21 protein-coding genes are annotated in these 21,137 nt (G+C 54.5%); 17 read left to right on the forward strand and 4 right to left on the reverse strand.

What is annotated here, in order from left to right:
• The first annotated feature begins 32 nt into the window (after positions 1-32).
• Positions 33-671, forward strand: coding sequence for an RpiB/LacA/LacB family sugar-phosphate isomerase (locus JO226_RS04895; protein ID WP_293494082.1), 639 nt, complete (start codon positions 33-35; stop codon positions 669-671).
• Between the two features lie 23 nt (positions 672-694).
• Here the strand turns inward: JO226_RS04895 and JO226_RS04900 are convergent, their stop codons facing one another.
• The gene (locus tag JO226_RS04900) at positions 695-2,116 is read right to left on the reverse strand and encodes an MFS transporter (protein ID WP_293494085.1); all 1,422 of its coding nucleotides are present in this window, start codon (positions 2,114-2,116) and stop codon (positions 695-697) included.
• Between the two features lie 207 nt (positions 2,117-2,323).
• Between JO226_RS04900 and azuC the strand changes: the two genes are divergently transcribed.
• Positions 2,324-2,410 (forward strand): stress response protein AzuC, encoded by an 87-nt coding sequence (gene azuC / locus JO226_RS04905; protein ID WP_293494132.1) that lies wholly within the window; start codon positions 2,324-2,326, stop codon positions 2,408-2,410.
• An 81-nt stretch (positions 2,411-2,491) separates the two neighbouring features.
• Entirely contained in the window at positions 2,492-2,743 is a 252-nt protein-coding gene (locus tag JO226_RS04910; protein WP_013365891.1) for a DUF2766 family protein, read from the forward strand.
• Positions 2,744-2,790: 47 nt separating this feature from the next.
• On the opposite strand, the gene JO226_RS04915 is transcribed toward JO226_RS04910, so the two are convergent.
• Positions 2,791-4,134: an anaerobic C4-dicarboxylate transporter gene (locus JO226_RS04915; RefSeq protein ID WP_293494090.1), complete on the reverse strand. Its 1,344-nt coding sequence runs from the start codon at positions 4,132-4,134 to the stop codon at positions 2,791-2,793.
• A gap of 195 nt (positions 4,135-4,329) precedes the next feature.
• A complete protein-coding gene (locus JO226_RS04920; protein WP_293494093.1) occupies positions 4,330-4,833 on the reverse strand; it encodes a non-heme ferritin-like protein in 504 nt (167 codons plus the stop codon).
• Between the two features lie 731 nt (positions 4,834-5,564).
• Between JO226_RS04920 and JO226_RS04925 the strand changes: the two genes are divergently transcribed.
• Genes JO226_RS04925 through araH form a run of 3 tightly spaced genes read left to right on the forward strand, consistent with a single transcriptional unit; the run spans position 5,565 to position 9,116 of the window.
• Positions 5,565-6,545 carry an arabinose ABC transporter substrate-binding protein gene (locus JO226_RS04925; RefSeq protein WP_293494096.1) on the forward strand — a complete coding sequence of 327 codons (981 nt, stop codon included), beginning with the start codon at positions 5,565-5,567 and terminating at the stop codon, positions 6,543-6,545.
• A 60-nt stretch (positions 6,546-6,605) separates the two neighbouring features.
• Positions 6,606-8,114, forward strand: a complete 1,509-nt coding sequence (araG, locus tag JO226_RS04930; protein WP_293494099.1) for an L-arabinose ABC transporter ATP-binding protein AraG — start codon at positions 6,606-6,608, stop codon at positions 8,112-8,114.
• A gap of 21 nt (positions 8,115-8,135) precedes the next feature.
• On the forward strand, positions 8,136-9,116 hold the full coding sequence (gene araH / locus JO226_RS04935; protein WP_293494102.1) for an L-arabinose ABC transporter permease AraH: 981 nt from the start codon (positions 8,136-8,138) through the stop codon (positions 9,114-9,116).
• A gap of 198 nt (positions 9,117-9,314) precedes the next feature.
• Here the strand turns inward: araH and uspC are convergent, their stop codons facing one another.
• Positions 9,315-9,746, reverse strand: a complete 432-nt coding sequence (gene uspC, locus JO226_RS04940; RefSeq protein WP_293494105.1) for a universal stress protein UspC — start codon at positions 9,744-9,746, stop codon at positions 9,315-9,317.
• Positions 9,747-10,541: 795 nt separating this feature from the next.
• Here uspC and flhD point away from each other — a divergent pair.
• The 11 genes from flhD to cheZ all read left to right on the forward strand — a co-directional run bounded on the left by flhD (position 10,542) and on the right by cheZ (position 20,933).
• Positions 10,542-10,892, forward strand: coding sequence for a flagellar transcriptional regulator FlhD (gene flhD / locus JO226_RS04945; protein WP_293494108.1), 351 nt, complete (start codon positions 10,542-10,544; stop codon positions 10,890-10,892).
• A complete protein-coding gene (gene flhC / locus JO226_RS04950) occupies positions 10,889-11,473 on the forward strand; it encodes a flagellar transcriptional regulator FlhC (protein WP_293494135.1) in 585 nt (194 codons plus the stop codon). The genes flhD and flhC overlap by 4 nt, the downstream gene beginning before the upstream one ends.
• Positions 11,474-11,594: 121 nt before the next feature.
• Positions 11,595-12,485, forward strand: coding sequence for a flagellar motor stator protein MotA (gene motA, locus JO226_RS04955; RefSeq protein WP_293494111.1), 891 nt, complete (start codon positions 11,595-11,597; stop codon positions 12,483-12,485).
• On the forward strand, positions 12,482-13,411 hold the full coding sequence (gene motB, locus JO226_RS04960; RefSeq protein ID WP_293494114.1) for a flagellar motor protein MotB: 930 nt from the start codon (positions 12,482-12,484) through the stop codon (positions 13,409-13,411). Before motA ends, motB begins: the two co-directional genes overlap by 4 nt.
• A gap of 10 nt (positions 13,412-13,421) precedes the next feature.
• Positions 13,422-15,452, forward strand: coding sequence for a chemotaxis protein CheA (gene cheA, locus JO226_RS04965; protein ID WP_293494138.1), 2,031 nt, complete (start codon positions 13,422-13,424; stop codon positions 15,450-15,452).
• Between the two features lie 21 nt (positions 15,453-15,473).
• Complete coding sequence (gene cheW, locus JO226_RS04970) at positions 15,474-15,977, forward strand: chemotaxis protein CheW (RefSeq protein ID WP_293494117.1); 504 nt, start codon at positions 15,474-15,476, stop codon at positions 15,975-15,977.
• 157 nt (positions 15,978-16,134) lie between these two features.
• A complete protein-coding gene (gene tar / locus JO226_RS04975) occupies positions 16,135-17,796 on the forward strand; it encodes a methyl-accepting chemotaxis protein II (RefSeq protein ID WP_293494120.1) in 1,662 nt (553 codons plus the stop codon).
• Between the two features lie 163 nt (positions 17,797-17,959).
• Entirely contained in the window at positions 17,960-18,826 is an 867-nt protein-coding gene (gene cheR, locus JO226_RS04980) for a protein-glutamate O-methyltransferase CheR (protein WP_293494123.1), read from the forward strand.
• Positions 18,823-19,872 carry a chemotaxis response regulator protein-glutamate methylesterase gene (locus JO226_RS04985; RefSeq protein ID WP_293494125.1) on the forward strand — a complete coding sequence of 350 codons (1,050 nt, stop codon included), beginning with the start codon at positions 18,823-18,825 and terminating at the stop codon, positions 19,870-19,872. Before cheR ends, JO226_RS04985 begins: the two co-directional genes overlap by 4 nt.
• Before the next feature lie 15 nt (positions 19,873-19,887).
• Positions 19,888-20,277: a chemotaxis response regulator CheY gene (gene cheY, locus JO226_RS04990; RefSeq protein ID WP_013365908.1), complete on the forward strand. Its 390-nt coding sequence runs from the start codon at positions 19,888-19,890 to the stop codon at positions 20,275-20,277.
• Positions 20,278-20,288: 11 nt separating this feature from the next.
• Positions 20,289-20,933 carry a protein phosphatase CheZ gene (gene cheZ / locus JO226_RS04995; protein ID WP_293494129.1) on the forward strand — a complete coding sequence of 215 codons (645 nt, stop codon included), beginning with the start codon at positions 20,289-20,291 and terminating at the stop codon, positions 20,931-20,933.
• The last annotated feature ends 204 nt before the right edge of the window (positions 20,934-21,137 follow it).

The following is a 21,137-nucleotide window of genomic DNA, read 5'->3' on the forward strand; positions in this document are numbered from 1 at the left end:
CTTTTACCGCGAAACGATGCAGGAGAGAATGAATGAAAATTGCACTGATGATGGAAAACAGCCAGGCAGGCAAGAACGCCACCATCCTTAATGAACTTAACGCTGTCGCCAGTGAAAAGGGGTTCCCGGTTTTTAACGTCGGGATGAGCGATGAGCAGGATCATCATCTGACCTATATCCACCTGGGTATCATGGCCAGTATTTTGCTCAATGCTAAAGCCGTCGATTTCGTGGTGACCGGATGTGGCACCGGGCAGGGGGCGATGATGTCGCTGAACATTCACCCGGGTGTTGTGTGCGGCTACTGCATCGACCCGGCGGATGCGTTCCTGTTTGCGCAAATCAACAACGGCAACGCGCTGTCTCTGCCGTTTGCTAAAGGGTTTGGCTGGGGCGCAGAGCTGAACGTGCGCTTTATCTTTGAAAAAGCGTTCACCGGTCGTAAGGGCGAAGGTTATCCGCCGGAGCGTAAAGAGCCGCAGGTTCGTAACGCCGGTATCCTCAACCAGGTAAAAGCCGCGGTAGTGAAAGAGAACTATCTTGATACCCTGCGCGCCATCGATCCGGAACTCGTGAAGACGGCTGTGTCCGGCACGCGCTTCCAGCAGTGTTTCTTTGAACACTGCCAGGATAAAGAAATCGAGGCTTTTGTCCGTCAGATCCTCGCCTGATAAACGAGAGTCCGGTAGAACATCTACCGGGCTTTTTTCGATACCGAACTTCCCGCCTCTTTCGTTAGCGTTAGCGTATCCACCATCCCGACCAGACATATCAGTGCGATGAATACAAACGCCAGGCGAAAACTGATGCCTGGAATAGTCGTCAGCGCAAATTCTTCCGCTATCTTTTCCCCCAGACGAATACCAATGGCGCCCAGGGTTATCCCGAGGCCGACGGCAAGCTGTGTGGCGGTGCTGAACAGCGTGTTGGCGTAGCTCATCTGCTCAGATGGCACATCGGCGAACGCCAGGGTGCTGACGCCGGTGAACTGGATGGAACGAAACACGCCTCCGAGATACAGCATGAGCAGCGTGACCCACACTGGTGTAGATGGCGTGAGCCATGCGCAGGCCAGCAGAGCAAGCACGTTCAACATCCCGTTGACCAGCAGCAGCTTGCGAAAGCCGAGCCAGCGGATAAGCGGCGTGGTAGCGGGTTTAATCGTCAGGTTGCCGACGAACACGGCGAGGACTAACAGGCCCGCGTGAAACGGATCCATACCGAATCCCACCTGAAACAGCAGCGGCAGCAAAAATGGTACGGCGCTGATGGAGGCGCGAAAAAGCGAGCCGCCGTACAGGGTGACGCGAAAGGTGGGTATCTTCAGCGCATCCAGGCGAATCATCGGCCATGCGGTTCGGCGAAAGTGATACAGCGCAAACAGGAAGGTGGTGATGCCAATCACGAAAAGCGTGAGGGATACGGACAGCCTGCTGTGCGCGGCGCCCAGGGTTTCCATCGCATAAACCAGGCTGACCATCGCCACGGCCGTCGCCACAAAACCGGGAAGGTCAAACGGACGTCGCGACTCGTCGCCAATATCCGGAATAATACGCAGCGCCAGCACGATAGCGAGGATGCCAAGCGGAACGTTGATAAAGAAGATCCAGCGCCAGCTGGCATAGCTGGTGATGAAACCGCCAAGCGGCGGGCCGATTATCGGCGCAACCAGCGCGGGCCAGGTCAGGGTGGCGATAGCGGTGATGAGCTGATGCTTTGGCGTGGTGCGCAGTACCGCAAGACGGCCGACGGGCACCATCAGCGCGCCGCCGACGCCTTGCAAGATACGCATGGCGACAAAGTTATCGACGCTGGTCGCGAAACCGCAAAAAATGGAGGCAAGGGTAAAGACAGCCAGCGCCAGCGAGAAAATTTTGCGGGCGCCGAAGCGGTCGGCTATCCAGCCGCTGGCGGGGATCAGTACCGCCAGCGTTATCAGATAGGCGCTGATACCGACGTTGAGCGCCACAGCCTGCACGCCAAAGCTGGCTGCCATATCGGGCAGCGCGGTGGCGATCACGGTGCCGTCGAGAAACTCCATAAAAAAAGCGCCAGCGACCAGCAACGCCGCCGGGGATACGCCGCGAGACTCTCTGCGGGGACTCTTTTCGTTCATCAAAGCCTTACCATATAAAAAATATCTGTAAAGTTTACAATATTTGTAGAATTTGTAACTGCAAGATTTTCCTGCATTTTTGTTGAATTATTTAACATCTCTGGTTTTTTTTCGGGTGTTCCTCATCACGATGCAGTTGATTTTTGTGATGTATGTCATATTATTGTTCGCAGACAGTAACACCTGAATAACAAACCGGGGCATCACATGAAACTGCGTAAAATCCTTAAGAGCATGTTCGACAACTACTGCAACACGTTTAAAGACGTACCGCCAGGCAACATGTTCAGATAAAAAAAACCTGCTTCGGCAGGTTTTTTTTATCTGGCGGCCGGAATCAGGTTACTATGGCGCTCCTGAGAAAAGGAGTAAAACATGTCCCAGAACCTGACTGCGAATGATGAACTGGTCTCCGACGTTGTCGCCTGCCAGTTGGTCATTAAACAAATTCTTGATGTGATTGACGTCATCGCCCCTGTTGAAGTGCGTGAAAAGATGGCAAGCCAGCTGCGCGCCATTGATTTCAGCAGCCATCCCGCCTCCGCTGACCCGGTGACCCTGCGCGCCATCCAAAAAGCTATCGCCCTGATTGAGCTGAAGTTCACGCCGCAGGAAGGGACGCACTAACAGTATAAAAAACGGCGCCGCGGCGCCGTTTTTTATTCCGCTTCCGGTCAGAAAAACGCTTCGACCAGCAAATAACTGGCGACGCAGGCGCTGCTGACGCCAATCAGCCCTGGCAGAATAAAACTATGGTTAATGATAAATTTGCCGATGCGCGTGGTGCCTGAGCGGTCAAACCCGATACAGGCCAGATCGCTTGGGTAGGTTGGCAGCACGAAATAGCCGTAAGCCGCCGGGAAGAAGGCGATCAGCATTTTCGGCTCCACACCGAGCATCAGCCCCATCGGCGCGACCGCGGTTAACGCGGCGGCCTGGCTGTTCACCAGTTTGGAGACGAGGAACAGCACCAGCGCGTAGGTCCACGGATGGCTTTTCACCACCCCCTCAAGCGCCATTTTCAGTTCCACAAGATGAGCCTGGAAGAAGGTATCGCTCATCCACGCCACGCCGAATACCGAGAATATCGCCACCATTCCGGCCTTAAAGACCGGACCGTTGGAAATCGCTGACGCGTTAACCTTGCAGACCAGCAGAATAACCGCACCGGCAATCAGCATCATCATCTGAATCACCAGGTTCATCGACAGCGGCGAGAGTTTGCCTTTTACCTCGAAAGACGGGCGCAATTCCGGCAGCGCGCCGAGCAGCACCACCACCAGAATCCCGGCGAAAAAGATCCAGGTCGACCAGGTAGCCTCCCGGGAGAAACGCTGGTTCAGCAGCGTTTCGCTGCCGCCATAGATAAATTCACGCTGTTTCGGATCTTTAAGCTTTTCCTGAAATTCGTCGTCGTCCGCGAGATTTTTACCACGTCGCAGGCTCCACAGAGCGGCAACCGCGACGCCAAACAGGGACGCGGGCACCGAAATGGCGAGGATCTCAAGGATGCTCCAGGCGTGCCCGATACCGTGCTGGGCGCCAAGGATTGAGACCAGAGACACCACGGCGACGGACACTGGCGATGCGGTGATCGCCATCTGTGAGGCGACGGAAGCGACCGCCATCGGACGTTCCGGACGGATACCTTTTTTCAAGGCGATATCGCTGATAATCGGGAACATGGTGTAAACCACGTGCCCGGTACCGCACAAAAACGTCAGCGTCCAGGTGGTGAAAGGCGCCAGCAGGGTGATGTGCTGTGGATGCTTACGCAGCAACTTTTCCGCACACTGCATCATGACGTTGAGCCCGCCTGCCGTTTGCAGCGTTGCCGCGCAGCCGATGACCGCCAGAATAGTGAGCATGACGTCGACCGGCGGTTTCCCGGGCTCAAGGCCGAAGACAAAGCTAAGAATAAAAAGGCCTATCCCGCTGATAAGCCCAAGCCCCATACCACCAAACCGGGTTCCAACCAGCAAGCAGACGATAATGACAACAAATTCAAGAGTAACCATGTAGCACCTGTCTCATCCAATAAGAGTTAACAAATCATTACATGTTGCAGGGTTATACGTTGAGAGGAAGATCTGATTTACAAATGTCAGTAAAAACAATTCATTAGATACATTTTTTTAACAATTGGCGGGCGGCGACTGACGCAGAGGGGGAATACCGGGAGATGACGGGCGGCGCTCGCCGCCCTCGGGGCATCAATGGGTTTGGTTATTGACCACGTTTCGCAGGTACTGATCGGTCTGCTGCATGCACAGTCCAGCGCGGCGAGCGCTGCGGACTTCGTCAAGGAGGGTTTGCAGCAACACGCCATCCTGCTGCTGGGCTTGCTGCAGGGTATTGAGGAAGCGAAGCGTGCTGTCGTCATGCAGCGCTTTGGCTTCTTTGGTGAGCGCTGACAGCGTTCTGCTGCGCTGCTGATGTTCGTTAAGGGTTTTCAGGAAGAGTTCTTCGAGCGTATCGCAATCGTCGTCGCAGGCGTGTTCTGCCTTAACGACGGGGAAGGCGCCGGCTTTCTTCATAAAATCGAAAACCTGCATCATATGTGTCACGTTGGATTGCGCCTGCGATCGCAGAAACGTCGCGGTTCCCGTCAGCTTCTGTTCTGAGCACCAGTCGCTCAGATGCAGGTAGAGGTTAGACGCGTAAAACTCCAGATTCATTTGGGCGTTGAGTTTTTGGACCATTCCTGGGACTGCCATACAAATATCCTTATTTATCAGATGAGACGTCACATGCCGATCGTCGCATAGTCCTGAAATGAAATAGCTGCAAACTATGCACTATTCAGCATCAATGCTAATAACTGATGAATGACCGTGTCGACACTCATTGTCTGGGTCAAATTCAGAATACGCTGTTTATCTTTATAAGAAAACTCTTAAGTTGGTGGTTTTACGTTTCGTTACAACAACAGAATAATATAACGGATTACAGTCCGTTCTATATGTCTGTTATATTTGTAATGGCATGATATCTAAGATTATTGTTTTATGTTATCGCCATTTATTGTGGATAAAATATATAAATGACAATGATTATCGTTGTGTTATCAATATATTCTTCTGGTGGCTGAAATAGGGAGGGATAAGAAATTTGTTGCAGATCATCTTCTGTTTTGACAGTGGGGAAATGCGTGTGCCGCGGGGATAAGGATTCACTGGCTGTCGGCATAGAGGATTCTGCTACCCGACATATTGTTTGTCGGACAAATGAGTTGTTTTTTATGTCATTATTCGCTGAATTTATGCACGCAACTACTGTAATTCTGCGGTGTGATGATCCTCTCCTATGGAGAATTAATTTCCCGCTATTAATGTTCTCACGGCGCTAGTGTCTCAAATGAAAACCGCTAATGCCTTGTTTTATGTCTGATAAATCATTTTTACCCGATTATTCCCTACATAAAAGAACGTTAAAGCTGGAGTTGACCATGCACAAATTTACTAAAGCCCTGGCTGCCATCGGTCTGGCGGCGGTTATGTCACAATCGGCTATCGCGGAGACCATGAAGCTGGGTTTTCTGGTGAAGCAGCCGGAAGAGCCCTGGTTCCAGACCGAATGGCGCTTTGCGGATAAAGCCGGGAAAGATTTAGGCTTTGAAGTGATGAAAATCGCCGTTCCCGACGGTGAGAAAACCCTTAATGCGATTGATAGCCTGGCCGCCAGCGGCGCGAAGGGCTTTGTTATTTGTACGCCGGATCCGAAATTAGGCCCGGCGATTGTGGCGAAAGCGCGCGGCTATGACATGAAGGTGATTACCGTCGATGACCAGTTCGTCAACGCCAAGGGTAAACCGATGGACGATGTCCCGTTGGTGATGATGGCTGCCAGCGAGATTGGCGCTCGCCAGGGTGAGGAGTTATATAAGGAAATGCAAAAACGCGGCTGGGATGTTAAAGATACCGCCGTCATGGCGATTACCGCTAACGAGCTCGACACCGCCCGCCGCCGCACCACCGGTTCGATGGATGCGCTGAAAAAAGCCGGTTTCCCGGAAACACAGATCTACCAGGTTCCGACCAAATCTAACGATATCCCCGGCGCGTTCGATGCCGGTAACTCGCTGCTGGTCCAGCATCCTGGCGTGAAGCACTGGCTGGTGCTTGGCATGAACGATAACACAGTCCTCGGCGGCGTACGCGCAACCGAAGGGCAGGGCTTTAAAGCGGCAGATGTTATCGGTATCGGCATCAACGGCGTTGATGCGGTCAACGAACTTTCCAAAGCACAGCCCACCGGCTTCTACGGCTCGCTGCTGCCGAGCCCGGACGTGCATGGCTATAAAACCAGCGAAATGCTCTACAACTGGGTGCAAAAAGGCGCTGAGCCGCCGAAATTCACCGCCGTTACCGACGTAGTGCTGATTACCCGCGACAACTTTAAGCAAGAGTTGGCAAAGAAAGGGCTGTAACAGCCTGTGAAGTCGCCCTCGACGGCAGCGCCGGGGGCAGTACAGCGTGATGGAGTGATTATGCAACAGTCACAACCTTATCTTTCGTTTCGCGGGATAGGCAAATCCTTCCCGGGTGTAAAGGCTCTGTCTGACGTCAGCTTCGACTGCTATGCCGGACAGGTTCACGCCCTGATGGGGGAGAACGGCGCGGGCAAATCCACGCTGCTGAAAATTCTCAGCGGAAACTACGCCCCCACGGCCGGTACGTTGGTGCTGCGTGGCGAGGAGACGGTATTTCCCGATACCACCGCCGCGCTTAACGCCGGGGTGGCGATTATCTACCAGGAGCTGCATCTGGTGCCGGAAATGACGGTGGCGGAGAACATCTATCTGGGCCAGTTGCCCCATAAAGGCGGGATTGTAAACCACTCGCTGCTGAACGATGAAGCCCGACTGCAGCTGGAGCATCTGGGGCTGGATATCGATCCGCAGACTCCGCTGAAGTATCTCTCCATCGGCCAGTGGCAGATGGTTGAAATTGCCAAAGCGCTGGCCAGAAACGCGAAGGTTATTGCCTTTGACGAACCGACAAGCTCCCTCTCAGCGCGTGAGATAGAAAACCTGTTCCGGGTTATCCGCGAACTGCGCAATGAAGGACGGGTGATCGTTTACGTTTCTCACCGGATGGAGGAAATTTTCGCCCTGAGCGACGCGATTACGGTGTTTAAGGACGGTCGCTATGTCTGCACCTTCAGCGATATGCAGCAGGTGAATCATGACCAACTGGTGCAGGCGATGGTAGGACGCGACATTGGCGATATTTACGGCTGGAAGCCGCGAGAGTATGGCGACGTGCGGCTGAGCCTGGAGCAGGTGAAAGCACCGGGTGTGCGCGAGCCGATAAGCCTGACGGTGCGCAGCGGTGAAATCGTCGGCCTGTTCGGTCTGGTCGGCGCCGGACGGAGTGAGCTGATGAAAGGATTGTTCGGCGCGACGCGCATTACGGCAGGGCAGGTACTGATCGACGGCGCGCCTGTCGATATTCGCAAACCGGCCCACGCGATTCGCGCCGGGATGATGCTTTGCCCGGAGGACCGCAAGGCTGACGGCATCATCCCGGTTCATTCGGTTCGGGACAACATCAATATCAGCGCCAGACGTAAGCACATTCATGCCGGATGTCTGATCAACAACGCCTGGGAAACCCGCAACGCGCTGCATCATATCCAGTCCCTGAACATCAAAACGCCAGGGGCGGAGCAGCTCATCATGAACCTCTCGGGGGGCAACCAGCAGAAGGCGACTCTGGGCCGTTGGCTGTCGGAGGAGATGAAGGTCATCCTGCTCGATGAGCCTACCCGCGGGATTGATGTTGGTGCTAAGCATGAGATCTATAACGTGATTTATGCGCTTGCGGCTTCGGGTGTGGCGGTGCTCTTCGCCTCAAGCGACCTGCCGGAAGTGCTCGGCGTCGCCGATCGCATCATTGTGATGCGGGAAGGCGAAATTGCCGGAGAGTTGCTGCATGAAGCCGCGAATGAACAGCAGGCGTTAAGCCTGGCGATGCCTAAAGTCAGTCAGGCTTAACGCCTGAGCGAGGAGTGAACTATGTCATCTGTAACCACGTCCGGCGCGGGCCGTACGATGTTTAGTTTTGGGCGTATTTGGGACCAGTACGGCATGCTGGTGGTGTTTGCCGTACTGTTTATCGCCTGCGCGATTTTTGTGCCGAACTTTGCCTCTTTCGTCAACATGAAGGGGCTGGGGCTGGCGATTTCCATGTCCGGCATGGTGGCCTGCGGGATGCTGTTTTGCCTGGCGTCGGGGGATTTCGACCTCTCTGTCGCGTCGGTCATCGCCTGCGCGGGGGTGACGACGGCGGTGGTTATCAATCTGACGGAAAGCCTGTGGATCGGCGTGTTGGCGGGGTTGCTGCTGGGCGTTGTCAGTGGGCTTATCAACGGTTTTGTCATCGCCAGGTTGAAAATCAATGCCCTGATCACGACGCTTGCGACGATGCAAATCGTCCGCGGTCTGGCCTACATTATTTCCGACGGTAAAGCGGTTGGCATTGAAGATGAACGCTTTTTCGCCCTCGGTTACGCCAACTGGTTGGGTCTGCCGGCGCCCATCTGGCTGACCGTGGGCTGCCTGATTATTTTCGGTCTGTTGCTCAATAAAACCACCTTTGGCCGCAATACGCTGGCGATAGGCGGTAACGAAGAAGCCGCGCGACTGGCGGGCGTTCCCGTGGTGCGCACCAAGATTATTATTTTCGTACTCTCAGGTCTGGTCTCGGCCGCTGCGGGCATTATTCTTGCCTCCAGGATGACCAGCGGCCAGCCGATGACCTCTATCGGCTATGAGCTGATTGTCATCTCAGCCTGCGTGCTGGGGGGCGTGTCGCTAAAAGGCGGCATTGGCAAAATTTCCTACGTTGTCGCGGGAATTCTGATTCTGGGGACGGTTGAGAATGCCATGAACTTGCTGAATATCTCGCCGTTTTCGCAGTATGTCGTTCGTGGTTTGATTCTGCTGGCGGCGGTTGTCTTTGACCGCTATAAGCAAAAAGCGAAGCGGACGGTGTAATCGAACGCTTATTTTAAATCCTATTGTGAGGCGTGCGCCGCAACGATATTAATCACGGGCAGGCTCGGTTTATTCATGATTTGAAACAAGTTGAAACAGAGGCGCCACGCGGTCGAAAGTGGCATAACGTCACTATTTTGCCCTGATTTGCTACAGAAAAGCGCCCGATGCCGCCGCATCGGGCAATTTAACGCTTCCCTAACCGTTTTCCAGCGACACCAGCAAAACGTCTACGCCGCTATTGTTGCCGACGATATTTTTCGCCGCACAGGTGGCGCGCGAGAAAAAATTCTGGTTATGGTTGCCGCAGATGACCAGGTCGACCTGCTGTTTGCGGCAAAAAGCCCGGATATGTTCGCTCAATTCCCCACAGGCGATCGTTGTCTGGCTGACGGGATAATCAGCGCCAGCGATGAGCTCATTCAGAAACTGTCGGGTTTCTTCCTGCATTAACTCGCGCAAATTTTCCAGCATTGGCGCGGCAAACTGATTATACATTTCCGGGTCAGTGGACAACGTTATCAGGCTAATTCGTGCATTAAAGGGCCTGGCAATCGATACCGCTTTGCTCATCAGCCTGTGGCTTTCCGGCGTAGGGGCTACTGCGACCAGAACATGTGAGTACGCCATCATACCTCCTTGAACATGATGAAAAAAACGCCGCTTAAATTCTCATACTCCCTTTGGGGGACGACTGCAAGATATCCATTAACAGTAAATGTGAGATTTTTTAACGCATTCATTAATTATTCTTATATTAAGAATATTGCTACGTCACAGTTTCAGCATTTTTTTTGCTTTTTCTCGTTAAGCAGGACCAGTAAATAATCAGTTTTTAACTGGTTTTCATGGTTTATTAACAAAATTAACATTATAAACCAGGGTAATAGTTAGTATTTTAAAAATATCTATTTTTTTGATTTTTAAAGCTAAATTTTTCCGTTTCGCGGACGATACTCAAAGGGAACCCATGGGGTTTGTATTGGTAATGCCATATCAGGCAGAAAGTTGAGCCATTGGGGCCAGGATGAATATTTATTCTACTGACTGGAATAGCCGGGGAGATTAATGGGTTGAAAAATAGGCAAATCACAATGCTGGCTGATAGATGGGATGTCAATATTCACTCTTTTGTGTGATATTGATCACATAATTTTCAAATTTTCAGCAAGGCCACATTGTATGTGTAAGAACTGGCGAGTAGAGTTGCGTCGAATTAGGAAAAATCTTAGTTATTTGTAAGAAATGTTTAAAATTGTGAGGTTATCCTCTGTGCCGCAGAGGGTGATCGAACGATTGCATGGATGCATCGCCTAAGTCAATTATGCATTTTGGCCGTTTCTTTTTTACCGGGATTTCCCGGGACATCACGGGGTGTGCGGTGTTTCCGCATAAAATAATGGTTGGTTATTCGGGATGGGGAAAATGCATTCATCCGAGTTGCTAAAACATATATACGACATTAATTTGTCATACTTATTACTTGCACAGCGCTTGATTAGTCAGGATAAAGCTTCCGCCATGTTTCGCCTCGGCCTCAATGAGGAGATGGCAAGCACGTTGGGCGACCTGACGCTCCCTCAGATGGTAAAACTGGCGGAAACTAACCAACTCGTTTGCCAGTTTCGCTTCGACAGTCACCAGACGATTACCCGGCTCACTCAGGAGTCGCGGGTGGATGACTTACAGCAAATTCATACCGGGATTTTACTTTCTACCCGCTTACTGAAAGAAGCCAGCCAGACAGACGATTCTGCGCGTAAAAAAAGGGCCTGATGATGAGTGAAAAAAGCATTGTTCAGGAAGCGCGCGATATACAACTGGCAATGGAACTGATCTCATTAGGGGCGCGCTTACAGATGCTGGAAAGCGAAACGCAGCTGAGCCGCGGTCGCCTTATTAAGCTCTACAAAGAACTTCGCGGCAGCCCGCCGCCGAAAGGCATGCTGCCGTTTTCGACTGACTGGTTTATGACCTGGGAACAAAATATTCACTCGTCGATGTTCTGCAACGCCTGGCAGTATCTTCTCAAAACCGGGCTTTGCAACGGCGTTGATGCGGTTATCAAAGCATACCGGCTCTATCTTGAGCAGTGTCCGCAGCCGGAAGAAGGGCCGATTCTGGCGCTGACCCGCGCATGGACGCTGGTACGTTTTGTCGAAAGTGGCATGCTGGAGCTGAGCGGCTGCAACAGCTGCGGCGGTAATTTCATCACTCATGCTCACCAGCCCGTCGGGAGCTTTGTTTGCAGTCTTTGTCAGCCGCCATCCCGGGCAGTAAAAAGACGTAAACTTTCTGGTGATGCTGCCGATATAACTCCACAACTGCTGGATGAACAGATAGAGCAAGCTGTTTAACCGACACGGTGTGTGGCAATCACTCCAGCAGCGGACTTAGGTCCGCTGCTTTTTTTTGCCGTGCTGTCGGGTGTTGCTCATCTTTCGTCCTTGCCTTAGTCAAACGTGGAAGGATGATGTCGTGCTTATCTTATTAGGTTACCTGGTTGTTCTTGGTACAGTTTTCGGTGGTTATGCATTAACCGGCGGACACCTTGGGGCACTCTATCAGCCTGCTGAACTGATAATCATTGGCGGTGCGGGGATAGGGGCGTTTATCGTTGGCAACAACGGTAAGGCGATTAAAGGAACGATAAAGGCGCTCCCGCTGCTGTTCCGTCGTTCAAAATACACCAAAAGCATGTACATGGATCTGCTGGCCTTGCTGTATCGGCTGATGGCAAAGTCCCGCCAGCAGGGGATGTTCTCGCTTGAGCGTGATATCGAAAACCCGACCGAAAGTGAAATCTTCGCCAGCTACCCGCGCATTCTGGCGGACAAAGTGATGCTGGAATTTATCGTTGATTACCTGCGCCTGATTATTAGCGGCAACATGAATACCTTCGAGATAGAAGCGCTAATGGACGAAGAGATCGAGACGCACGAAAGCGAGGCCGAAGTACCGGCGAACAGCCTGGCGATGGTCGGCGATTCGCTGCCCGCGTTTGGCATCGTCGCAGCGGTGATGGGGGTGGTACACGCGTTGGGGTCTGCTGACCGTCCGGCTGCCGAGCTGGGCTCGCTTATCGCGCATGCGATGGTCGGGACGTTCCTCGGTATTCTTCTGGCGTACGGCTTCATTTCGCCGCTGGCGACCGTGTTGCGCCAGAAGAGCGCCGAAACAACCAAGATGATGCAGTGCGTCAAAATTACCCTGTTGTCCAATCTCAACGGTTATGCGCCGCCGATTGCCGTAGAGTTCGGTCGTAAAACACTCTATTCCAGCGAGCGTCCATCGTTTATCGAGCTCGAAGAGCATGTTCGTGCGGTACGTAACCCAACAGCGCAACAAACGACGACTGAGGACGCATGAAAAATCAGTCTCACCCGATAGTCGTTGTCAGACGGCGGAAACATAAAAGCCACGGCGGCGGAGCGCACGGCTCCTGGAAAATTGCCTATGCCGACTTTATGACGGCGATGATGGCGTTCTTCCTCGTGATGTGGCTCATCTCGATTTCCAGCCCGAAAGAGCTTATCCAGATAGCGGAATATTTCCGCACGCCGCTGGCGACCGCCATCACGGGCGGGCCGCGGGTATCGAACAGCGAAAGCCCAATCCCTGGCGGCGGTGACGACTTCACCCAGAAGCAGGGGGAAGTGAAAAAAGAGCCGAATATCGATGAGCTGAAAAAGCGCATGGAGCAAAACCGGCTGAAGAAGATTCGCGGTGAGCTGGATCAACTGATTGAGGCCGATCCGAAGCTTAAAGCGCTGCGTCCGCACCTGAAAATCGATCTGGTGCAGGAAGGGCTGCGTATTCAGATTATCGACAGCCAGAACCGCCCGATGTTTAAAACCGGCAGCGCCGAGGTGGAGCCGTATATGCGCGATATCCTGCGGGCGATCGCCCCAGTACTGAATGAAATACCGAACAAAATCAGCCTTTCTGGGCATACCGATGATTACCAGTATGCCAACGGAGACCGTGGTTACAGTAACTGGGAGCTTTCCGCCGAGCGCGCCAATGCGTCGCGTCGCGAGCTGGTCGCCGGTGGTCTGGACGACGGTAAAGTGCTGCGTGTTGTCGGCATGGCCAACACCATGAAGCTGCAGGAGCACGGCGGCGATGATGCCATCAACCGTCGTATCAGCCTGTTGGTGCTGAATAACCAGGCCGAGCAGGCGATTCTCCACGAGAACGCCGAAAGCCAGAATCAACCCATTAGTGTATTACAGCAGCCTGCGGCCGTTGCGCCGGCTGTGAGTCCCACATCGCCACAAGCCGATCAGAGGTGATAGCGTGAGCATGGATATCAGCGATTTTTATCAGACATTTTTTGATGAGGCCGACGAATTGTTGGCGGATATGGAGCAGCACCTGCTGGATCTTGTTCCACAAGCCCCTGACGCCGAGCAACTGAACGCCATTTTTCGCGCCGCGCACTCGATTAAAGGCGGCGCAGGTACGTTTGGGTTCACCGTTTTGCAGGAGACCACGCACCTGATGGAAAACCTGCTGGATGAAGCCCGTCGCGGCGAAATGCAGCTCAACACCGACATTATTAACCTGTTTTTGGAAACGAAAGACATTATGCAAGAACAGCTTGATGCCTATAAAAGCTCGCAGGAGCCCGATGCCGCCAGCTTTGAGTACATCTGTAACGCCCTGCGCCAACTGGCGCTTGAAGCCAAAGGCGAAGCGGCGCCCGCTCCGGCGACCGGTGCGAAGCTGACCGTTGTCGAAAGCGATGGCTCAGACGTCACAGAAGCGGAGGTGACGGCGGCGATGGGCGGTAAAACGCGTATTGTGCTGTCGCGCCTTAAGCCCGGCGAGCCGGATATGTTGCAGGAGGAGCTGAGCAACCTTGCGCATATCAGCCAGGTCGCCAGGACCGATGATTCGCTGAGCGCCATTCTTGACGGTGCGGTTTCTGAAGACGATATCGTGGCGGTACTGTGTTTTGTCATTGAAGCCGACCAGATAGCGTTTGAAACCGTGGCGGAGGAAGAGGCGCTGCCGGTCGCCGTGAAAGCGGAGACGGAAATAGCCGCGGTTCCTGCGCCGGTTGTTGCGCCTGCGCTGAAAGCCGTACCGAAAGAGACGGCAGGCGCGCCGCGCGTCGAGCGTGAAAAACCGGCCCGTGCCAGCGAATCAACCAGTATTCGCGTGGCGGTCGAGAAGGTTGACCAATTGATTAACCTCGTCGGCGAACTGGTGATCACCCAGTCGATGCTGGCCCAGCGCTCCAACGAGCTCGACCCGGTACAGCATGGCGATTTGATCACCAGCATGGGGCAGTTGCAGCGTAACGCCCGTGATTTGCAGGAATCGGTCATGTCCATCCGTATGATGCCGATGGAATATGTCTTCAGCCGCTTCCCGCGTCTGGTGCGCGATCTTGCCGGTAAGCTTGGCAAGCAGGTTGAACTGACGTTGATGGGCAGCTCGACCGAACTGGATAAGAGCCTGATCGAGCGCATCATCGACCCGTTAACGCACCTGGTGCGCAACAGCCTTGACCACGGCATTGAGCTACCGGACACCCGCGTGAATGCCGGGAAATCCGCGGTGGGCAACCTGATCCTGTCCGCGGAACATCAGGGCGGCAATATCTGTATTGAAGTGACCGACGATGGCGCGGGTCTTAACCGCGAGCGTATCCTCGCAAAAGCGGTTTCTCAGGGGATGGCGGTGCACGAAAATATGACCGACGAAGAGGTCGGTATGCTGATCTTCGCCCCGGGGTTCTCGACGGCTGAGCAGGTCACCGATGTGTCCGGCCGCGGTGTTGGCATGGACGTGGTGAAGCGAAATATCCAGGAGATGGGCGGCCATGTCGAGATTAAATCAAGGCAGGGCGCTGGCACCACTATCCGTATCCTGCTGCCGTTGACGCTGGCTATCCTCGACGGGATGTCGGTGAAGGTCAACGAAGAGGTGTTTATTTTACCCCTGAATGCGGTGATGGAATCGCTGCAGCCGCGCGAGGAAGATCTGCATCCGCTGGCTGGTGGGGAGCGCGTGCTGGAAGTCCGCGGTGAATACCTGCCGCTGGTGGAGTTGTGGAAGGTTTTTGAAGTTCATGGCGCGAAAACGGAAGCGACCCAGGGCATCGTGGTCATTCTACAAAGTGCAGGCCGCCGCTACGCGCTGCTGGTTGACCAACTGATCGGCCAACATCAGGTGGTGGTGAAAAACCTGGAAAGCAACTACCGCAAAGTGCCGGGGATCTCCGCCGCTACCATCCTCGGCGATGGCAGCGTGGCGCTGATTGTCGACGTCTCGGCGCTTCAGGGGTTAAATCGTGAACAACGTATGGCGCACACTGCTGCCTGATTGCAAGAGTAAGGGAACAAGATGACCGGTATGACGAATGTAGCAAAACTGGCAGGAGAGCCGTCCGGCCAGGAATTCCTGGTCTTCGCGCTGGGAGATGAAGAGTACGGCATTGATATTCTAAAAGTGCAGGAAATTCGCGGCTACGATCAGGTGACCCGTATCGCCAACACGCCCTCCTTTATTAAAGGGGTTACCAACCTGCGTGGCGTAATCGTGCCTATCGTTGATTTGCGTGTGAAGTTCTGCCAGGACGATGTCGACTATAACGACAACACCGTGGTGATTGTGCTGAACCTCAACCAGCGCGTGGTGGGGATTGTGGTTGATGGCGTTTCCGACGTGCTGTCGCTGGCGGCGGAGCAAATTCGCCCGGCGCCGGAGTTTGCTGTGACGCTCTCCACCGAATACCTGACCGGGCTCGGCGCGCTCGGCGAGCGTATGCTGATTCTGGTGAATATTGAAAAACTGCTGAACAGCGAAGAGATGGCGCTTCTCGATAATGCCGCCATCAGCGCCGCATAATCGTTTTTCCCCCGTCTGTCCGGGCGGGGGAGACCTCTTCTTTTATTCCTTCCTTTATTACCACTTTGCGCTCGCGCATAACATTGCTGACTTAACGTAAAGTTCCGTAGCCTCGTGCCGATAACACCGCTATCACGTAATGAAAAAAAGGTGTTGCATGTTGAACCGTATCCGCGTTGTCACTCTGCTGATGTTGGTGCTGTTTGTCTTTGCGCTGCTTCAGCTGCTGTCCGGGGGCTTTCTCTTTTCATCGCTCCATCAGAACCAGCAAAGTTTTGTCCTTTCCAATGAATTACGTACTCGCCAAAGCGAGTTGAATAAAACCTGGGAACTGATGCTGCAAACGCGCATCAACCTCAGCCGCTCATCCGCACGTATGATGATGGATGCCGGAAACCAGCAGAGCAGCGCCAAAACAACGCTGCTCAATAATGCCAAAGCCACCCTGGCGGATGCGGCGAAACACTATGCCGCGTTCTCGCAGATTGCGCCGACAGAGGAGCTGGTGGACGCCAGCCGCGCCGTCGATGCCAGCTACCAGAAATATTCCGCCGGGCTGACCGAGCTGATTGGTTTTCTGGATAACGGCAATATGGATGCCTACTTTGCGCAGCCGACGCAGGGGATGCAAACCGGGCTGGGCGATGCAATGGCGCGCTATGAAAAAGAGAGCGAAACGCGCTACCAGCACGCCTTTACAACCAGCACCAGCGACTATCACTTTGCGCAGTGGCAACTGGTCATTATCGCCGTGGTGCTGGTGGCGCTGCTGGCCGGCGCGTGGTACGGCATTCGCCATATTCTTCTGAAGCCGCTAAGCCAGGTGATTCACCACCTGGGGCGCATCGCGCAAGGCGACCTGACGCAGCCGGTCACGGTTTCTGGTCGCAACGAAATTGGCGAGCTGGCGGGTACCGTTAACCACATGCAAAGGTCGCTTATCGATACGGTGACCCGCGTGCGTAACGGCTCCGATGCCATTTATGCCGGTAGCAGCGAAATTGCGGCGGGCAACAACGATCTCTCCTCGCGTACCGAGCAGCAGGCTTCCTCACTGGAGGAGACCGCCGCCAGCATGGAAGAGCTGACCGCCACCGTGAAGCAGAACGCCGAAAACGCCCGTCAGGCGTCGCAGCTGGCGCTCAGCGCCTCTGAAACCGCCCAGCGCGGCGGTAAAGTGGTGGATAGCGTCGTCAAAACAATGCACGACATCGCCGCCAGTTCGCAGAAGATTTCCGATATTACTGGTGTTATCGACGGCATTGCCTTCCAGACCAATATCCTCGCGCTGAACGCGGCAGTAGAAGCGGCGCGCGCGGGCGAGCAGGGACGTGGTTTTGCGGTGGTGGCCGGTGAGGTACGCAACCTGGCAAGCCGCAGCGCCCAGGCCGCGAAAGAGATTAAAGCGCTTATCGAAGATTCCGTCTCGAAGGTGGATACCGGCTCCGTGCAGGTAGAAAGCGCAGGCGACACCATGAGCGATATCGTCAATGCCGTTACGCGCGTGACCGACATTATGGGGGAAATTTCCTCAGCCTCTGACGAGCAAAGCCGCGGGATAGACCAGGTGGCGCTGGCGGTTTCCGAGATGGATCGCGTGACCCAGCAGAACGCCGCGTTAGTACAGCAGTCCGCCGCTGCGGCTGCCGCGCTGGAAGAGCAGTCAAGCCATCTGACGCAGGCGGTATCGGCGTTTCGCATTGGCGCAAACCACACGGCGCCTGCCGGTGGCACCACAAAAACGTCCGCAGCAGCAGTGATGCCATTGCGGTCCCGTCCAGCAGCCGCCGGGTCGGATGATAACTGGGAAACGTTTTAATTACTCGCTTGAGGATTCCGTCTCCCGCGTGCAGGAAGAGTCTGCGCTGGCGGTCAGTCAGAGGGACCCGGTTTCCTCTCGACGAACACAAGATTGCATTGCAAGAAGGGGTGTCGCCGAAGGCGGTACCTGTCGTTTCCTGAACGTGACGTAAGAAGGCGCTATGACATCATCCCTGCCCAACGGGCAATCGTCATTACTTATGCAGATGACACAGCGCCTGGCGCTGTCCGATGCGCAGTTTCGTCGGATATGCCAATTGATCTACCAACGTGCGGGCATCGTACTGGCGGATCACAAGCGCGACATGGTTTACAACCGACTGGTTCGCCGCCTGCGTACGCTGGGGCTGGATGATTTTGGTCGTTATCTGGCAATGCTGGAGGCCAATTCTGACAGCGCCGAGTGGCAGGCGTTTATTAACTCTCTGACCACCAACCTGACGGCGTTTTTCCGTGAGGCGCACCATTTTCCGACATTGGCGGAGCATGCCCGCCGTCGGCAGGGCGAATACCGCGTCTGGAGCGCCGCCGCCTCAACGGGTGAAGAACCGTATTCCATTGCGATTACGCTTGCCGACACCCTGGGAACCGCGCCGGGACGTTGGCGCGTGTTTGCAAGCGACATTGATACCGAGGTGCTTAATAAAGCGCAAAACGGAATTTACCGACAAGATGAGCTGAAAACGCTGTCGCAGCAGCAGCTACAGCACTATTTCATGCGTGGAACGGGCCCCCATGATGGGCTGGTGCGCGTACGTCAGGAACTGGCGAACTATGTGGACTTTGCCCCGGTAAACCTGCTGGACAGGCAGTACAACGTACCGGGGCCATTTGATGCCATTTTTTGTCGTAATGTAATGATTTACTTCGATAAAACAACGCAGCAGGAGATTCTTCGCCGTTTTGTTCCGCTGCTCAAGCCCGACGGATTGTTATTTGCCGGGCACTCGGAGAACTTCAGCAATCTTGTGCGCGAGTTCAGTCTGCGTGGGCAGACGGTGTATGCGCTCAGTAAGGATAAAGCATGAGTAAAATCAGGGTGTTGTCTGTCGATGACTCCGCGTTAATGCGGCAAATCATGACGGAAATCATCAACAGCCACAGTGATATGGAGATGGTCGCCACTGCGCCCGATCCGTTAGTTGCCCGGGACCTTATTAAAAAATTCAACCCGGACGTGCTGACGCTGGATGTCGAAATGCCGCGAATGGACGGTCTCGATTTCCTCGAAAAATTAATGCGCCTGCGTCCGATGCCAGTGGTGATGGTGTCGTCGCTGACCGGCAAAGGTTCTGAAGTCACGCTGCGCGCGCTGGAGCTCGGCGCCATCGACTTTGTCACGAAGCCGCAAATCGGTATTCGTGAAGGCATGCTGGCCTACAGCGAAATGATTGCCGACAAGGTTCGCGCCGCATCAAGGGCCCGTCTGAGCGCGCATAAGCCGATGACAGCGCCGGTGGCGCTGAAAGCTGGGCCGATGCTGAGCTCGGAAAAACTGCTGGCGATTGGCGCCTCAACTGGCGGCACCGAGGCGATTCGCCACGTCCTGCAACCGCTGCCGCTGACCAGCCCGGCGATTCTCATCACTCAGCATATGCCGCCAGGGTTTACCCGCTCGTTTGCCGAACGGCTGAACAAGCTGTGCCAGATAACGGTGAAAGAGGCAGAGGACGGTGAGCGCGTGTTGCCGGGGCATGCCTATATCGCCCCTGGGGATAAACATATGGAGCTGGCGCGAAGCGGCGCCAACTACCAGATCAACATTCATGACGGCCCGCCGGTCAACCGGCACCGTCCGTCAGTCGATGTGTTGTTTCACTCGGTGGCTAAAAATGCGGGACGCAACGCCGTTGGGGTGATCCTGACCGGGATGGGCAACGACGGCGCGGCGGGAATGCTGGCAATGCACCAGGCAGGCGCCTGGACCATTGCGCAAAACGAAGCAAGTTGTGTGGTGTTCGGCATGCCGCGTGAGGCCATCAATATGGGTGGCGTCAGCGAAGTGGTCGATCTTAGCCAGGTAAGCCAGCAGATGCTGGCGAAAATCAGTGCCGGACAGGCAATACGTATTTAAGAGGAGTGAAGTTAAATGGCGGATAAAGAGCTTAAGTTTCTGGTTGTGGATGACTTTTCCACCATGCGTCGCATCGTGCGTAACCTGTTGAAAGAGCTGGGTTTCAATAACGTTGAAGAAGCAGAAGACGGCGTAGATGCGCTTAACAAGCTGCAAGCGGGCGGTTTTGGTTTTGTTATCTCTGACTGGAACATGCCGAATATGGATGGTCTCGATTTGCTGAAAACCATCCGTGCCGACGGCGCCATGGCCTCCATGCCGGTGCTGATGGTGACCGCAGAGGCGAAGAAAGAGAACATCATCGCGGCGGCACAGGCTGGCGCCAGCGGCTACGTGGTGAAACCGTTCACTGCGGCGACCCTGGAAGAGAAACTGAATAAAATCTTCGAGAAACTCGGCATGTGAGGCCAGCAGCGATGATACAACCCTCAATTAAACCCGCGGACGAGCATTCAGCCGCTGATATCATAGCCCGTATCGGCAGCCTTACGCGTATGCTGCGCGACAGCCTGCGCGAGCTGGGGCTGGACCAGGCGATTGCCGAAGCGGCGGAAGCGATTCCCGACGCCCGGGATCGTCTGGACTACGTCGTGCAAATGACGGCGCAGGCCGCAGAGCGCGCGCTGAACTGTGTTGAACTGTCGCAACCGCATCAGAACCAGATGGAAAAAGAGGCGAAAGCGCTCTCCGGCCGCTGGGATGCTTGGTTTGAAAACCCGATCGCGCTGTCCGATGCCCGTGAACTGGTGACCGATACCCGTAATTACCTGGCGGATGTCCCGGGCCACACCAGCTTCACCAACGCGCAGTTGCTGGAGATCATGATGGCGCAGGATTTCCAGGACCTTACCGGTCAGGTTATTAAGCGCATGATGGATGTGATTCAGGAGATAGAACGTCAGCTGCTGATGGTGCTGCTGGAGAACATGCCGGAGCAGCCTGCGCGCTCGAAGCGGGAAAACGACAGCCTGCTGAACGGCCCGCAGATGGATACCAGCAAAGCCGGTGTTGTCGCAAGCCAGGACCAGGTCGACGATTTACTGGATAGCCTCGGTTTCTGAGGCGTTGATAAACCATCCCGTCAGGGATGGTTTTCCTCCCTATAAGGCAAATTAGCCTACAAATCCGCGCGTACTCTTCCTATCAGACGTTTTCTGCGCTGGCATTATGTCCTCAGAATTGTAACTGCGGGATGTTGTCTGTGGCCGACAATAGCGACAGCGAAGACAAAACAGAAGCCCCCACACCCCAACGGCTTGATAAAG

The organism is Pluralibacter sp. (assembly GCF_019237635.1).
In the GTDB taxonomy this organism is placed as follows: domain Bacteria; phylum Pseudomonadota; class Gammaproteobacteria; order Enterobacterales; family Enterobacteriaceae; genus Enterobacter_B.

What these genes read in the sequence shown, in the direction of transcription:
- JO226_RS04895 (WP_293494082.1), top strand. Translation starts at nt 33, where the DNA reads ATGAAAATTGCACTGATGATGGAAAACAGCCAGGCAGGCAAGAACGCC.
- JO226_RS04900 (WP_293494085.1), bottom strand. Translation starts at nt 2,116, where the DNA reads ATGAACGAAAAGAGTCCCCGCAGAGAGTCTCGCGGCGTATCCCCGGCG.
- azuC (WP_293494132.1), top strand. Translation starts at nt 2,324, where the DNA reads ATGAAACTGCGTAAAATCCTTAAGAGCATGTTCGACAACTACTGCAAC.
- JO226_RS04910 (WP_013365891.1), top strand. Translation starts at nt 2,492, where the DNA reads ATGTCCCAGAACCTGACTGCGAATGATGAACTGGTCTCCGACGTTGTC.
- JO226_RS04915 (WP_293494090.1), bottom strand. Translation starts at nt 4,134, where the DNA reads ATGGTTACTCTTGAATTTGTTGTCATTATCGTCTGCTTGCTGGTTGGA.
- JO226_RS04920 (WP_293494093.1), bottom strand. Translation starts at nt 4,833, where the DNA reads ATGGCAGTCCCAGGAATGGTCCAAAAACTCAACGCCCAAATGAATCTG.
- JO226_RS04925 (WP_293494096.1), top strand. Translation starts at nt 5,565, where the DNA reads ATGCACAAATTTACTAAAGCCCTGGCTGCCATCGGTCTGGCGGCGGTT.
- araG (WP_293494099.1), top strand. Translation starts at nt 6,606, where the DNA reads ATGCAACAGTCACAACCTTATCTTTCGTTTCGCGGGATAGGCAAATCC.
- araH (WP_293494102.1), top strand. Translation starts at nt 8,136, where the DNA reads ATGTCATCTGTAACCACGTCCGGCGCGGGCCGTACGATGTTTAGTTTT.
- uspC (WP_293494105.1), bottom strand. Translation starts at nt 9,746, where the DNA reads ATGGCGTACTCACATGTTCTGGTCGCAGTAGCCCCTACGCCGGAAAGC.
- flhD (WP_293494108.1), top strand. Translation starts at nt 10,542, where the DNA reads ATGCATTCATCCGAGTTGCTAAAACATATATACGACATTAATTTGTCA.
- motB (WP_293494114.1), top strand. Translation starts at nt 12,482, where the DNA reads ATGAAAAATCAGTCTCACCCGATAGTCGTTGTCAGACGGCGGAAACAT.
- cheA (WP_293494138.1), top strand. Translation starts at nt 13,422, where the DNA reads ATGGATATCAGCGATTTTTATCAGACATTTTTTGATGAGGCCGACGAA.
- cheW (WP_293494117.1), top strand. Translation starts at nt 15,474, where the DNA reads ATGACCGGTATGACGAATGTAGCAAAACTGGCAGGAGAGCCGTCCGGC.
- tar (WP_293494120.1), top strand. Translation starts at nt 16,135, where the DNA reads ATGTTGAACCGTATCCGCGTTGTCACTCTGCTGATGTTGGTGCTGTTT.
- cheR (WP_293494123.1), top strand. Translation starts at nt 17,960, where the DNA reads ATGACATCATCCCTGCCCAACGGGCAATCGTCATTACTTATGCAGATG.
- JO226_RS04985 (WP_293494125.1), top strand. Translation starts at nt 18,823, where the DNA reads ATGAGTAAAATCAGGGTGTTGTCTGTCGATGACTCCGCGTTAATGCGG.
- cheY (WP_013365908.1), top strand. Translation starts at nt 19,888, where the DNA reads ATGGCGGATAAAGAGCTTAAGTTTCTGGTTGTGGATGACTTTTCCACC.
- cheZ (WP_293494129.1), top strand. Translation starts at nt 20,289, where the DNA reads ATGATACAACCCTCAATTAAACCCGCGGACGAGCATTCAGCCGCTGAT.